Below are 13,062 nucleotides of genomic sequence, written 5' to 3' on the forward strand. Positions count from 1 at the left end.
GCCCTTCGTGCTGTCGGGAGTCATCTGCCGATCCGTCCGTCGCCATGTCACGCCACGGGGACGACGGGGCCCGCGAAGCGGTCCGCGCTGCCGCCCAGGGCCGCGTTCCGGTGCCCCGCGATCAACTCGTACGGCTGACCGGGCCGGATCGCGCTCGCCCTCTCCAGCCTCTCCAGCTGCGCCGCGTCCAGCTCGACGTCCAGCGCGGCCAGGTACTCCTCCAACTGCTCGCCGGTCCGCGGCCCGATGACCGGCACCAGCGCGGTCGAGGAGCGGGCCGCCCGTGCCCGCAGCCAGGCCATCGACACCTGCGCGGCCGGGATCCCCAGCTCTTCGGCCACCGCCAGCACGGTGTCGAGGACCTCGGTGCGCTGCGCCGAGTCCTCGACGCGGATGGCCTGGCCCTCCCAGTTGCTGAGGCGGCCCCGGCGGCTCTCCCGGTACTTGCCGGTGAGCAGGCCGCCGCCCAGCGGGGACCAGAGGGTGGCGCCCAGCCCCAGGGCCTCCGCCATCGGCAGCAGCTCCCGCTCGGCGCTCCGCTCGGCGAGGCTGTACTCGCACTGGATGCCCACCAGGCGGTTCAGTCCGCGCACCTCCGCCAGGGTGGCGGCGCGGGACACCCGCCACGCGGGGAAGTTGGATAGCCCGGCGTGCAGGATCTTGCCCGCCCGTACGAGATCGTCCAGGGCCGCGAGGATCTCCTCGACGGGCGTGACGGTGTCGGGCAGGTGGGCCCAGTACACATCGATGTAGTCGGTTCCCAGGCGCTTGAGGCTGGCTTCGAGGGCGGTACGGATGGCCTTGCGGCTGTTGCCGGTGTTCGACACCCGTGACCGTCCCGCGCCCAGACCGAACTTGGTGGTCAGCACGAAGTGGTCGCGGTCGGTGCCCAGGAAGTCGCCGAGCATCAGCTCCGACTCGCCGATCTGGTAGTTGTCGGCCGAGTCGATGAGGGTGCCGCCCGCCTCCGCGAACCGGTCGAAGATCTTGCGGGCCTCCTCCCGGCTGGCGCCGCCGCCCCACAGCGTCCCGAAGTTGGCGGTGCCCAGCGCGTATTCGGAGACGCGCAGACCGGTGTGGCGGCCGAAGGTGGTGTAACGCATGCGGAGTCGTCTCCAGTCGTTCCGGGGTGCGGGGAGCGCCCGCGGCGTGTCGCGGGCGGGGTGGGCTCAGGCGCTCGTCGGGGCGGGCCGTCCCACGGCCCGGCTCATCAGGCCGAGCAGGACGTCCTGCTGGCCCGGGTCGCGGAAGTAGAAGTGGCCGCCGGCCAGGACATGGGGGGTGCAGCCCCGCAGGGTGTGCTCCGCCCAGTCGAGCTGGCCCGGGTCCTCCTGGTCGCCGGCGAACGTGGTCACCGGAATGTCCAGTGGGTCCTCGGCCACGTAGGTGTGCGTCTCGGCGAGCAGGGCGTCCGCCCGGAGCTGACGCACCGCGACGTGGCGCAGTTCGGGCTCGTCCCGGACCACCTGGGGGAGCCCGCCCCATCGGCGTTCCACCTCGGCGAGCAGTTCCTCGTCGGGCAACAGGTGGGTCCCGCCGCTCAGACGGAGCGGCGGCGGCTGCATCGACGACAGCAGCAGATGACGCGGCTGCCGCAGACCGGCGCGGCGCAGCGCGCGCGCCGTCTCGAACGCGACGAGCGCTCCGAGGCTGTGCCCGAAGAAGGCGAACGCGCGGGGTGCGGAGCCCTCCTGCCCGAAGTCCACCTGCGCGACCAGGTCGTCGACCAGGTCATCGATCCGGGAGTACGGGGTCTCCGCCTCGCGCGGCGCCCGGCCGGGCAGTTTGACCGCCCACAGCCGTACGCCCGGCAGGCCCGGACCCCACCGCAGGAACTCTCCGGCGGAGCCGCCCGCGTGGGCGAAGCAGTACAGGTCGAGCTCGGTCGCCGAGCGGGGCCTGCGGCTGGAGAACCAGCGCGCCCGCGCCTCATCGACGGCGGAGGTGTCCGGGGCGGCGCTCATGACGCTTCTCCTTCCGTGGACGCGGCGAGCTGTTCCTCGACGACCGCGGCGAGATCCGCCGCGGTGGAGGCCGTGAACAGCGAACTCATCTTGATCTCCACGGGGTACGCCTCCCTGATCCGGGCGAGCAGTTTGATGCCCACCAGGGAGTCCCCGCCCAGCTCGAAGAAGCTCTCGTCCGGTTCGATGTCGGGCAGCCCCAGCGCCTCCCCGAACAGGCCCAGCACGAACGACAACGGGGTGCCGTCGTCGGGCCGGGCAGCGTCCGGCTCTGCGGCCACCGGAGCCGCGCCCGGGATCTCCTCCTCCGGCGCGGTCGGGGGGACGGCCGACGGCACGGCCGGTGCGGCCCCGGCCGCCTCGGTCTCCTGGTCGGGATGGCGCACCAGGTACGGCAGGCGTTCGAACGGATACGTCGGCAGCGGCACGCGCGTCCGGCGCTCACCGTCGTGCACGCCCGCCCAGTCGACCTGCGCACCGGCCAGCCAGAGCCGGCCGAGCGTGCGGTACATCGCCGCCAACGCGTCCCCACCGTCGGTGAGTTCCGCCAGCGAGGGCAGCAGCAGGCGGTCCGCCGAGTGCGACGGGAGCTGTCCGGCGAGGGCGACCGGAGGGGCCCCCGCCCCGACCTGGAGCAGGATCGGCCCGGTGTCGGCGAGCAGGGCGGCCGACGCGGTGTCCGCGGGGTCTCCGGCGACCCGTTCGGCGGCCCAGCGCGCGGTGTCGAGCGTGCCGCCGGCCACGTGCCGGGTGCCGTCGGCGAACAGCACGTCGACACGGTGGGAACGGGGCGGCCCCTGCGGTGCGCCGGGCACGGACCCGATCAGGCGCAGGGCGTCGGCCGGAGTGAGCGAACCCGCCACCGCCGCCGCCACCGCCGCTCCGGTGCCGGTGCCGAACACCGCGCTGGGCGTGATGCCCCACCGCTGCCAGAGGGCGGCGAGGGCGTACTCGAAGGCGAAGACGTACGTGTCGCGGACCTCCGCCCGCTCCGGCCAGTCGAGTCCCCTGGCCACGGACCGCACCGACGCCGCCAGCCGGTCGTCCACCAGGCCGAGAACCGTGTCGAACGCGGTGCGGAACGCGGGTTCCGTCGCGTGCAGCCGCCACGCCTCGGCCGGGCCGACGCGGCCGGGGAACAGGAACACCGTCGGCCGGGCCCGGGTGGGAGCGACGGCCCGCTCGACGTCCCGGGTGCTGTCCGCCGAGCCGGTGGTGACACCGAACGCACGGTGGGCATGAGCGCGGCGACCCGTCTGGAGGGTCCAGGCCACATCGGCGGGATCGGCCGACTGCACCGGCGCGGCCTGCGCGAACCGGTCCAGCCGGGCCTGGAGAGCGGAGGCGGTACGGGCCGAGTGGACCAGCAGCCGCGCCCGCCGCTCGGAGGGCGCGGCTGCTCGGCGCGGCGCCTCCTCCAGGACGAGGTGGGCGTTCACCCCGCCGACCGCGAAGGAACTGACTCCGGCCCGCAAGGTCTCCCCGTACGGCTTCCAGTCCTCAAGGGCGGTCGCGACGCGGAACGGGCTCGACGCGAAGTCGATCTGCGGGTTGGGCTCCTCGAAGTGCAGGCTCGGCGGGATCTGCCGGTGGCCCAGCGCGAGGACGGTCTTGAGCAGGCCCGCCGCTCCGGCCGCCGCGTCGGCGTGCCCGATGTTGGTCTTCACCGAGCCCAGCGCGCAGAACCCGCTCTCGTCGGTCTCCTCGCGGAAGGCCCGGGTCAGGGCGGCCACTTCGATCGGGTCGCCCAGCGGGGTGGCCGTACCGTGCGCCTCGACACAGGTGACGCTGCGGGCTTCGACGCCCGCGGCGAGTTGGGCCTCGCGCACGGCCGCCGCCTGGCCGGAGACGGTCGGGGCGGTGAAACCGACGCGGTCCGCGCCGTCGTTGGTGACGGCGGACCCCCGCAGCACGGCCCGGATCGGATCGCCGGCGGCCAGCGCGTCCCCGAGCCGTTTGAGGACGACGACCCCGACACCGTTGGAGGCGACGGTCCCGGCCCCGCGGGCGTCGAAGGCGCGGCACACCCCGTCGGGAGCGAGCGTGCCGTCCGGGCCGTTCCACGGCAGATGCTTGGGCGGTACGTGGACGGCGACGCCGCCCGCGAGCGCCACGTCGCAGTCGCCCGCCAACAGGGCCCGGCCCGCGGTATGAACGGCGACCAGCGCGGTGGCGCAGGCCGCCTGCACGGCGACGGCCGGTCCGCGCAGCCCCAGCCGTTCGGCGGTGCGCGCGACGAGGAAGTCCGGTGCGGTACCCAGCAGTACGTCGTCCTCGCTGACGCCGGGGAGCCGGCCGGCGTGTGCCCGCAGCGCCTGCGCGTACCCGGTTTCGGTCGCGCCGCCGTACACGCCGACCGCACCCGCGACCCGGTCCGGGTCCAGTCCGGCGTCCTCCAGGGCGGTCACCGCGCACTCGAGGAACACCCGGTGCTGCGGGTCGATCAGCAGCGCCTCCTTCGCGGAGTAGCCGAAGTAGTCGGCGTCGAACCACTCCGCACCGTCCAGCGTGCCCCGCGAGGGGGTGAGGACGAGGTCGCCCCCGTCGGCCGCGCCGCCCGGCAGGAGCCGCGGGGCTCCCCGGGTGACGGAGTCGACCCCCGCGGCCAGGTTCGCCCAGAACTCCTCCAGGTCCCCGGCTCCGGGGAACCGCCCAGCCATGCCGACCACGGCCAGGAAGTCGTCCTCCCGGTCCGCGGACCCCGTCCGCTCCGCCTCACGGCGGTCCGCGTCACTCACCGGTGCCTCCGCCGAGGGCCGCCCGGCGGCTGCCGAGACGCCCGGCCGTCGAACGCCGCCGGGCGGCGGGACGGGGGGTGGAGCCGGAGTCGAGGTGACGGGCCAGCGCGCGCACGGTCGGGTGGTCGAACAGGTCGATCAGCTCGACATGCCGACCGGTCCGCCGGGCGATCGCCGCCTGGACCGACTGGAGCAGGAGTGACTGCCCGCCCAGGTCGAAGAAGTTGTCGTCCTCGCCGACCTCGGGGAGTTCCAGGACCTCGCACCATATTTCGGCGACGAGGGTCAGGGAATCCTTCTCCGTCGGGGATGCGTCAGACATTCCGCTCCTCAAGAATTGCCGAACTGCCCGGGATTCGTGGACAGTCGCCGGGCCGCTTCGGACCGGCGGGCTCCGGGAAAATGATCCGTCCCCACCGGGCGGCGCGTCCAATAAAAGGTCTCCACACCCGCAGAAGGCATCCTTATGAGCCCCGCCGCGAAGGGCTCACCGACGGACGACCGTCTTGCTCCGCATCAGGAATTCCCCCAGGTACCCGTCGTGCGGCAGACCGGGCCGGTGCCAGTGCGTGGCATGGCTGCCGATGTGCAGATTGCTCACCGTCGGCTCGTCCAGCAGCGCCTCCACCAGGTCGGCGTCCCGGTCGCCCGCGGTGACGACGGTCAGCACCAGCGTGTCCTGGAACGGCTCGATGTCGTCGTCGCGGCTCCACGGCGCCACCCACACGCACGGAAAGGGCACTTCGGCTCCCAGCTGGGGCGCGAGCGCCGAGTCCAGCTGGTGGACGACCGGGCGCAGCACCGCGCTGCCGTCGCCGAGTTCGTCGGCGAACCCGCTGCCGCCCAGCCAGGCGCGCGTGCCCTCGGCCCGGCCCAGGACGAACTTCTCCAGCGCCCGCGCCGACTTGGCGTGCTGCACCGGCAGGCACGCCTGCTCGTCGTGCGGCGGCAGGCTCGGCAGCGCCGCCAGCCGCTCGGCGATCGCCCCGGCCAGCGGGGCGGGATCGCCCTCCACCAGGACGCCGGTCACGTTGACGCAGCCGCTGCCCGCGTGCCGTACCGCTGAGTCGACGATCATGTCGAGGTGATCGCGCCACTCCACCCCGGCGGTGAGCAGGATCTTCGAGCGGCCCGGCCGCAGCGACAGCACGCGCGGATCATCCGCGTACCGACGGATCACCTCGTCGCCGCCGTACGCCAGATCCGCCTCCCGTACCAGGGAGTCCGCCGTCTCGTGGGAGCACGGCAGAAGCATGACCCGGTCCGCCCCGAAGCCGGCCTCGCGCAGGGCCAGCACCAGCCGGTGCGCGGTGAACGGCTCCCGGGCGGAGGGCCGGACCGCCACCCGGTAGCCGACCGCCAGCGCCTCCGGCCAGAACCCGTGCGTCCCCGGGTGGTTGCCCGGCACATGCACGGCGAGCACCTCGCCGCGCCGGGTCCACACCGCCTGCGCACTGCGTACGAGCGGATCGTCCGCGTCGGCCACCGCCCCCGCGGGACGCGCCAGCTGAACACTGCGGTACGAGGCCGCGACCCGCTCCGCGCAGGTGGCGGTCGCCTGCTCGACCACCCGGATCGGCAGCCCCGACACCCGGCTCACCAGCTCCTGGTAGCGGGCGACGGTCAGCCCGCCCAGGGTGCCCGTGCGGAACAGTTCGGCGGCCCGGGCGAGCGCCGCCGCCCGCTCGGCGGCCGGCAGCGGGCGCGCGGCGTGCAGCGCCTTCATCGCCCGGTCCGCGAACAGGGTGGGCACCAGGCTCATCTCCGCCACGACGGTGCCCGTCACGTCCGTGACGTCCTGTCGGTTGTTGGTGCGGTAGGGGCCCCGCGGGCCCTGGGCGTCCAGCAGGACGGGCTCGTCGGCGGACGGCCGGGCGGCGCGCTGGACCGGCAGCCCGGCCCGCGCGGTCTCGATCGTCCCCTCGGCGCTCATCAGTAGACCCCCTCGATGACGTCCTCGTCGTCGAAGCGGGCCACCGGCGCGATGTCCGCCGCGGAGTCGCCCTTCGTGCCCTCGGGCGCCGCGACCCGCACCGCGGTGTCCCGCTCCAGGTTGTTCGGCAGCAGCAGCGCCTTGCTCACGTGGTGCATGACCACCTGGCCACGCTCCCCGTAGGCCACCGGACCGCCGCCGGGCCGGACCACTTCGAAGGTGATGTAGGGGGAGAAGGTGTCAAAGACACAGGACTCGCCGGGCTCCGAGCCGTGCCGCTGCCCGGCGATACCGAGGATCATCGTGCTTCCGTAGTGCCCGTAGAGGATCGCGTCGGGGAAGATCTCGGTGCGGTACAGCGCCGCCGTGTCGGGGTCCATCTGGGTGCCGCCCCAACGGATCGCCTTGACCTTCGAGTTGATCAGGTCGACCAGATCGTCGCGGCGGGCGATGCGCTCCAGCAGCGGCGGTGTCACCGTCATCACGCCGATGTCCTGGGTGCGCAGGATGTGCGCCGCCTGGTCGATGACGTGCTCCGCGTAGGCGTCGGCCTGGCTGCCGCCGCCCTGCGCGACCAGCCGCTTCACCCAGCGGGGGTCCAGGTCGACCTGGAAGCCGTACCGGCCGTGGGTGGCGGCGGAGCGGCGGAAGATCTCGCCGACGATGTGCGGCCCGGAGGGGGTGATGCCCAGCCAGTCCACCCCGCGCGGAAAGCCGTGCACGTCGAGGTTGGCGTTGCTCCAGCCCACCAGCTTCTCCAGCCAGTCGGCCGGGCAGACCACGCGCTTGGGCGCGCCGGTGGTGCCGCCGCTCTCGAAGACGCCGACGATGTCGGGGTGCGGACCGTAGCCGCGCGGCACCAGGTCGGCGACCGGGACCTCCCGGAGTTCGTTGGCGACCTGCGGGAACAGGCTCAGGTCCGCGTGGCTCCTGACGTCGGCGCGCGGGTCGAAGTCGAGGGTGCGGGCCCGCTCGAGCCAGTAGCGGGATCCGGTCTCCGGATGGAAGTGCCACTCCATCGCGGCCCTCACCACCTCGTCGGGATCAGGGTCCGCGTCGTACGGAAGGTCAAGAATCTTCGGGTCGGCGGAAGCCACTCGTTCCTCCAGAGAACTTCTACGTCTTGGGTGTATGGGACATTCGAGCACCGCGCGAACGCGTGGATCCTGAGTAGTTACCACTCAATGGCCGACGCGGTGGACCGTGCACAATGGGGCGCGGCGCAAAGGGAACTGAGTCGCTGTGCCGGAAAGGAAGGGGAATCGTGAACACGGGGGAAAGTGCGGGACGGCCGATGAGAGCGATGATCGCCTGGTGGGATCTCACCGACGCCGACGAGAACGCCGAAACGCTCCAGGACTTCGTCGCGGCCGAGGAGAAGCACTGGGCGGAGATACCGGGACTGCTGCTCAAGGTGTGGATCTCCGACCCGGACACCCGCCGCTGGGGGGCGGTCCTGCTGTGGGAGTCGCAGGAGGCCGCCCGCGACGCCGTGCTGCCGGGCAGCCCCGCCGTACGGATCGGCCATCCCGTCGACTTCCGGGCCTGGTTCGACGTCGTCGCCACCACCGGTCCCGGTGTCGCCGAGCACCTTTCGGCGTCCGGCCGCCGCCCCGCGCCGCCCGGGACGGAGTGAGCGGACTCAGTGCGCGGGCCGGATGTTCCGGTTGAACCGGAACAGGTTCCGCGGATCGTGCGTCGCCTTCAGCTTCGCCAGGCGACGCAGGTCGGCCGCCTCCCAGAAGTCCTCGGCGGGTGGCCCCTCGGCGTACCCGCCGTACACCAGATTCTGGAACCGCCCCACTCGCTCCCGCGACGCCACCCCGAGCACCGCGGCCTGTGCCGCCGCGACCTGTTCCCGCCCGGCCCCCGTCAGCGGTGTCAGCACCCGCAGCAGATATCCGGCCGACCGATGGCCCACCGCGTTCGCCCACTTCGGCGGCCGGCCGAGCTGCCCGCCGAGATGACGTACGTCCACCACGCAGGGCACGGCGGCGCCCGGCCCGGCCAGCGCCGTGACCTCGTCGGCCTGCTCGGGGCCGAAGTCCCGCAGCAGCGCGTTGTCACCCTGGTAGGCGTGCGGCATCGGAGGGTCGCGGTAGATCTCCGCGCACTCGGTGTACGGCATCTCGGCGACGGTGTCGGCCAGCAGCGGCCCCAGTTCCCGCAGCGGGGCGACGAGTTCGGCGCCCAGCCGGGAGTCCCCGGTGTACGCGATGCGCACCTGCGCGGTGAACCGTCCCCGAAGGTGCGCGGGGAACATGGGCAGATCCGGATGGGCGACGAGCGAGACCGACGATGTGAGGGCCTCGGGCAGGTCGCGCGTCCAGCGCAGGTAGGCGGCGAGCAGACCGGGGTGACGGGCCAGGTCGAAGGCCAGCTCGCCGCCGTAGATCCTGGTCACCGGCATCAGCTCGATGTCCAGGGCGGTCACCACGCCGAAGTTGCCTCCGCCGCCGCGCAGTGCCCAGAACAGATCGGGTTCGCTCTGCGCGGTCACCGTGACCGGGGTGCCGTCCGGCGTGACCAGGCGCACCGATCGCACATGGTCCGCCGCGTACCCGAACTCCCTTGCCAGCAGCCCCAGTCCGCCGCCCAGCACATATCCGACGACGCCGACACCCGGCGCCGAGCCGTTGAGCGGGGCGAGTCCGTAGCGGGCGGCGGCCTCGACCACCGCCGCGAACCGGGTCCCTGCCCCGACCCTCGCCGTACGGGCGGCGGCGTCCACGACGACGCCCTTCAGCGCGTCCGTGCGCACCAGCAGCCCTCCCGCCGCCGGCACCGAGAGCCCGTGTCCGGTCGCCTGAACGGCCACCGGCATGCCGAGCCCGGCGGCGCACGCGACGGCGGCGGCGACGTCCGCCTCGTCCGCCGCCCGCACGAGCACGTCGGGGCGATGCCGGTAGGCCGTCTGGAAGCCGGCGCACCGGGCGTCGAACCCGTCGTCGCCCGGCAGCAGGACCTCGCCGCGCACCTGGTCACCGAGGGCGGTCAGGGCAGGATTCACGGAATGCACTCCTCGACGGACGCGGTTGCTCGAAGGACGGGTCACAGCAGTACGGGTTCCAGGCGGCCGGAGACGACGTCCTCGCGCAGCGCCCCCCGGTCCACCTTCCCGTTGGCGTTCAGCGGCAGCACGTCCGCCAGGTGGTAGGTGAGCGGGATCATGTACGGCGGCACGGCCGAGCGCAGCCCGTCGTCCACCGCCTCCACGGCGTCCTCGTCCAGCGTCTCCCCGGACAGGACGGCCGCCAGCACGGTCGTGCCCTCGTCGTCCCCCGGCACCGCCACCACCACGGCCTGAGCCACCCCCGGCTGCCGCAGCAGGTGCGCTTCCACCTCGCCCGTCTCGATGCGGTGCCCGAGAATCTTGACCTGGGTGTCGGTGCGGCCGAGGTACACGAACTGGCCGTCCGGCAGCCGCCGGGCCAGGTCGCCGGTGCGGTAGGCGCGTCCGGGGGCTCCGTCGGGGCCGGCCGTCGTGTGGAAGGCGCGCCGGGTCTGCTCGGGGGCGTCGAGATACCCGTCGAAGACCTGCGGCCCGGCAAGGCACAGTTCGCCGGTCGTGCCGTCCGGGAGCACGGTCCCGTCCTCGGCACGGACCGTGGCGGTGGTGCCCGGGTACGGGGAACCGATCGGCACGACGCCGTTCACCGCCGACGCGGGCGAGGCGTCGGCGTCCCAGCGGTGTGCCAGGGCGGCGATGGTGGCCTCGGTCGGCCCGTACAGGTTCTCCAGCACGGACTCGTCGGCCGCCTCCTGCCAGGCCTGCGCGGTGGACACGGCCAGGGCCTCGCCGCAGAAGAGGCTCCAGCGCAGCGACGGCAGGCTGCTGGGTTTCAGCGTCCCGCGTCGCTGTTGGAGGACGGCCACCGAGGGCACCGAGAACCACACCGTCACCTCGTGCTCCCGCACGAAGTCCAGCGGCTCGGCCAGCTCCGCGGCGTCCATCGGCAGCAGACAACCGCCACTGCCCCAGGCCATGAACAGGTCGAACACCGAGAGGTCGAAGGTCTGGTCGAAGGTGTTGGTGAAGCGGTCGTCCGGGCCGAACCCGTACCGCCGCGTGTTGGCGTCCAGGAACGCGACGACGTTGGCGTGGGAGACCGGCACTCCCTTGGGGCGGCCGGTCGAACCCGATGTGAACAGCAGGTACGCACTCTCCTGCGGCCGGGCCACGGGCTCGGTGAGCGGGGCCTGGCCGGCGAGGTCCGTGCGGGTGAGCACGACGGCGTCGTCGGCCGGCCCGCCCGGCCGCTCGTCGCTCTCCGGCAGCAGCAGCCGCGGCACCTTCTTCATGCCGTCGAGCAGCCCCGCCAGCGACGCGGCGGCCCGGTCGTCGACCAACAGGGCGTCGACCTCCGCGCGCTCCAGGATGTCCCGGTTGCGGGCGGCCGGGTACTTCCGGTTCAGCGGAACCACGGTCGCCCCGGCGTAGAGGGCCGCCAGGAACCCGGTGTAGGTGACGGGGGAGCGGTGGCCGAGCACCCCCACCCGTCGCGGGCCGGCCCCGCCGGCGGCGAGCGCGGCCGCCCAGCGCAGGGCTGTGGCGTCCAGCTCGCGGTAGGTCCAGGCGCGCCCGTCCAGCAGGAGCGCGGGGCGGTCCGGGGAACGCAGGGCCGATGCCCGGAAGCCGGAATGGAGGAAGGGACCGGTCGCGGCGGGGGAGTCGGCGGCAGCCTGCATGGTCTTCTCGCGTTTCGCGTCGATGGAAGGGGTGCGCTGGGGGAGCCGGCGCGGGTGCGCCGGGGAGGCGGAGGAGTGCCCCGGGCTCAGGGCTGGAGCCGGACGACCCGCCACTGGCCGCCCTCGCGCTCGTACTGCAACCGCTCGTGCAGCCGGTCGCGGCCGTCCGCCCAGAACTCCACCCTGTCGAAACGGAGTTCGTACGCGGCGAAGGTGGGCGGGCAGGGCAGCGCCCGCCCTTCCCGGGCCAGCTCCAGGGCGCGCGCCCGAAGTGCGGCCACGTCCTCGGGGCCGTCCAGCGGTTCGCTCTGGCGCGAAGCGGTGGTCATGGCGTGGGTGAAGACGGGGCGAGCCCGCCACAGGGCCTCGACGGCCTCGTCCGACAACGGGGTCACCGGACCCGACACCGAGATCTGCTGACTGGTCTCGCGCCAGTACAGCACCCCGGACGCCCAGGGATTGACGGCCAGTTCACGGCCTTTGCGGCTGCCGCGGTGAGTGAGGAAGACCAGGCCCCGGTCGGTCACCTCGCCCGCGACGACGATGCGGGTCGAGGGGCGGCCGTCGGCGTCGGCGGTCCCCAGGGCGAGCGCGCGGGGTTCGCGCACCTCGCGTCGCACCGCCTCCGTCAGCCAGGCGCGCAGCAGCGCGACCGGTTCGGCCGGCGGATCCTCGAATGCGGGAAACGGGACGGTGATATCGGCGGTCAGGCTCTCCGACCTGCTCGGGGTCGGGTAGGTGCTGGTCACGGTTGCCTCCTGGTCGTGCACGCGCGGGCGGACGTGAGCACGCGGCGGCCGGCCCCGTGGGGCGGCCGCCGCGAGCGTGTGGCTCACACCAGCAGCCTGCCTTCGAGGACCATCGCCCCGTCGCCCCCGACCTCGACCCGTGTCACCTTCTCCGCACTGCCCTCGGCAACCGCACGCATGGGGGAGGGGCGGCCCATCTCCACCCCCTGGGTGATGACGATCGGCTGCCCGAAGTCGATCAGCTCGTGCCGCGCGAGGTGGATGGCGATCGGTCCGGCCGCCGAACCTGTGGCCGCGTCCTCGACGACGCCGTAGGCGGGCGAGAACATCCTGCTGCGCCACGCGGACCCCGAACCGGCGAAGCAGTTGGCGGCCATGTCCTCGAACGCGGACAGGGCCCGGTGGTCGGGGTGGAGCGCGGACAGCTCCTCGGTGCTGCCGAGGGCGACGAGGACGTGCCTAGGTCCGTTGCGGTAGATGTCCACCGGAAGGGCCGTCTCCCGCACGCCCAGCGCGGCCAGCAGTTCCTCGCGCCGGTCGAAGGGCTGCCAGGTGGGGATCGGCTGTTCCATCCGGGCCGCCGTGACGAGGTCGCCGGTGCGCTCCAGCTCGAAGGGCACGGTGCCCATCTCCGTCTCCAGCCGCAGCCGGTCGGCGGGGAAGCTCTCGCGCGGGTGGTGGTTGCCGTACGCGATGGCGGTGCCCAGCAGCGGGTGACCGGCGAACGGCAGTTCGTTGACCGGGGTGAAGACCCGGACGCGGGCATCGCCGCCGCGCCGGGGCCGCAGCAGGAACGTGGACTCCGAGAGGTTCATCTCCGCCGCGATCGACTGCATCTGAGTCGCCGTCAGGTCATCGGCGTCGAAGAAGACAGCGACCGGGTTGCCGGTCAGGGGCTCGGTGGCGAAGGCGTCGACGACCACATAGGAGTGCATCCGGATCCCTTTTTCGTGTGCTGGGGTTCAAACGGTCGTTGCCGGAAGTGGGCC

At 73.4% G+C, this 13,062-nt stretch carries 11 protein-coding genes; 1 reads left to right on the forward strand and 10 read right to left on the reverse strand.

The features are described 5' to 3' along the window. Window positions 1–47: 47 nt before the first annotated feature. From D581_RS0125495 to D581_RS0125520, 6 genes are all read right to left on the reverse strand, one after another. On the reverse strand, window positions 48–1,103 hold the full coding sequence (locus tag D581_RS0125495; protein ID WP_018960018.1) for an aldo/keto reductase: 1,056 nt from the start codon (window positions 1,101–1,103) through the stop codon (window positions 48–50). A 66-nt stretch (window positions 1,104–1,169) separates the two neighbouring features. Continuing rightward, window positions 1,170–1,964, reverse strand: coding sequence for a thioesterase II family protein (locus tag D581_RS01000000137720; protein WP_018960019.1), 795 nt, complete (start codon window positions 1,962–1,964; stop codon window positions 1,170–1,172). Further along, window positions 1,961–4,702: a type I polyketide synthase gene (locus D581_RS01000000137725; protein ID WP_018960020.1), complete on the reverse strand. Its 2,742-nt coding sequence runs from the start codon at window positions 4,700–4,702 to the stop codon at window positions 1,961–1,963. Before D581_RS01000000137725 ends, D581_RS01000000137720 begins: the two co-directional genes overlap by 4 nt. After that, the gene (locus tag D581_RS0125510; RefSeq protein WP_018960021.1) at window positions 4,695–5,024 is read right to left on the reverse strand and encodes a phosphopantetheine-binding protein; all 330 of its coding nucleotides are present in this window, start codon (window positions 5,022–5,024) and stop codon (window positions 4,695–4,697) included. Before D581_RS0125510 ends, D581_RS01000000137725 begins: the two co-directional genes overlap by 8 nt. A 165-nt stretch (window positions 5,025–5,189) precedes the next feature. Further along, window positions 5,190–6,635 carry an aldehyde dehydrogenase family protein gene (locus D581_RS0125515; RefSeq protein ID WP_018960022.1) on the reverse strand — a complete coding sequence of 482 codons (1,446 nt, stop codon included), beginning with the start codon at window positions 6,633–6,635 and terminating at the stop codon, window positions 5,190–5,192. Then, window positions 6,635–7,732: a phenylacetate--CoA ligase family protein gene (locus D581_RS0125520; protein ID WP_018960023.1), complete on the reverse strand. Its 1,098-nt coding sequence runs from the start codon at window positions 7,730–7,732 to the stop codon at window positions 6,635–6,637. The genes D581_RS0125515 and D581_RS0125520 overlap by 1 nt, the downstream gene beginning before the upstream one ends. 197 nt (window positions 7,733–7,929) lie before the next feature. Between D581_RS0125520 and D581_RS01000000137730 the strand changes: the two genes are divergently transcribed. Then, window positions 7,930–8,271, forward strand: a complete 342-nt coding sequence (locus D581_RS01000000137730) for a hypothetical protein (RefSeq protein ID WP_063738213.1) — start codon at window positions 7,930–7,932, stop codon at window positions 8,269–8,271. Between the two features lie 6 nt (window positions 8,272–8,277). Here the strand turns inward: D581_RS01000000137730 and D581_RS0125530 are convergent, their stop codons facing one another. The 4 genes from D581_RS0125530 to D581_RS0125545 all read right to left on the reverse strand — a co-directional run bounded on the left by D581_RS0125530 (window position 8,278) and on the right by D581_RS0125545 (window position 13,008). Beyond that, complete coding sequence (locus D581_RS0125530; protein WP_018960025.1) at window positions 8,278–9,645, reverse strand: FAD-binding protein; 1,368 nt, start codon at window positions 9,643–9,645, stop codon at window positions 8,278–8,280. 41 nt (window positions 9,646–9,686) lie between these two features. Further along, window positions 9,687–11,324: an amino acid adenylation domain-containing protein gene (locus D581_RS01000000137735; RefSeq protein ID WP_063738219.1), complete on the reverse strand. Its 1,638-nt coding sequence runs from the start codon at window positions 11,322–11,324 to the stop codon at window positions 9,687–9,689. A gap of 86 nt (window positions 11,325–11,410) precedes the next feature. Beyond that, window positions 11,411–12,073: a phenazine biosynthesis FMN-dependent oxidase PhzG gene (phzG, locus tag D581_RS0125540; RefSeq protein ID WP_018960027.1), complete on the reverse strand. Its 663-nt coding sequence runs from the start codon at window positions 12,071–12,073 to the stop codon at window positions 11,411–11,413. A gap of 83 nt (window positions 12,074–12,156) precedes the next feature. Next, window positions 12,157–13,008 carry a PhzF family phenazine biosynthesis protein gene (locus tag D581_RS0125545; RefSeq protein ID WP_018960028.1) on the reverse strand — a complete coding sequence of 284 codons (852 nt, stop codon included), beginning with the start codon at window positions 13,006–13,008 and terminating at the stop codon, window positions 12,157–12,159. Window positions 13,009–13,062: the final 54 nt, after the last annotated feature.

This window comes from Streptomyces sp. CNB091, assembly GCF_000377965.1.

Excerpts from the sequence above, each read along its gene's own strand:
- D581_RS0125495 (WP_018960018.1), bottom strand. The coding sequence starts at position 1,103 with ATGCGTTACACCACCTTCGGCCGCCACACCGGTCTGCGCGTCTCCGAA.
- D581_RS01000000137720 (WP_018960019.1), bottom strand. The coding sequence starts at position 1,964 with ATGAGCGCCGCCCCGGACACCTCCGCCGTCGATGAGGCGCGGGCGCGC.
- D581_RS0125510 (WP_018960021.1), bottom strand. The coding sequence starts at position 5,024 with ATGTCTGACGCATCCCCGACGGAGAAGGATTCCCTGACCCTCGTCGCC.
- D581_RS0125515 (WP_018960022.1), bottom strand. The coding sequence starts at position 6,635 with ATGAGCGCCGAGGGGACGATCGAGACCGCGCGGGCCGGGCTGCCGGTC.
- D581_RS01000000137730 (WP_063738213.1), top strand. The coding sequence starts at position 7,930 with ATGAGAGCGATGATCGCCTGGTGGGATCTCACCGACGCCGACGAGAAC.
- D581_RS01000000137735 (WP_063738219.1), bottom strand. The coding sequence starts at position 11,324 with ATGCAGGCTGCCGCCGACTCCCCCGCCGCGACCGGTCCCTTCCTCCAT.
- D581_RS0125545 (WP_018960028.1), bottom strand. The coding sequence starts at position 13,008 with ATGCACTCCTATGTGGTCGTCGACGCCTTCGCCACCGAGCCCCTGACC.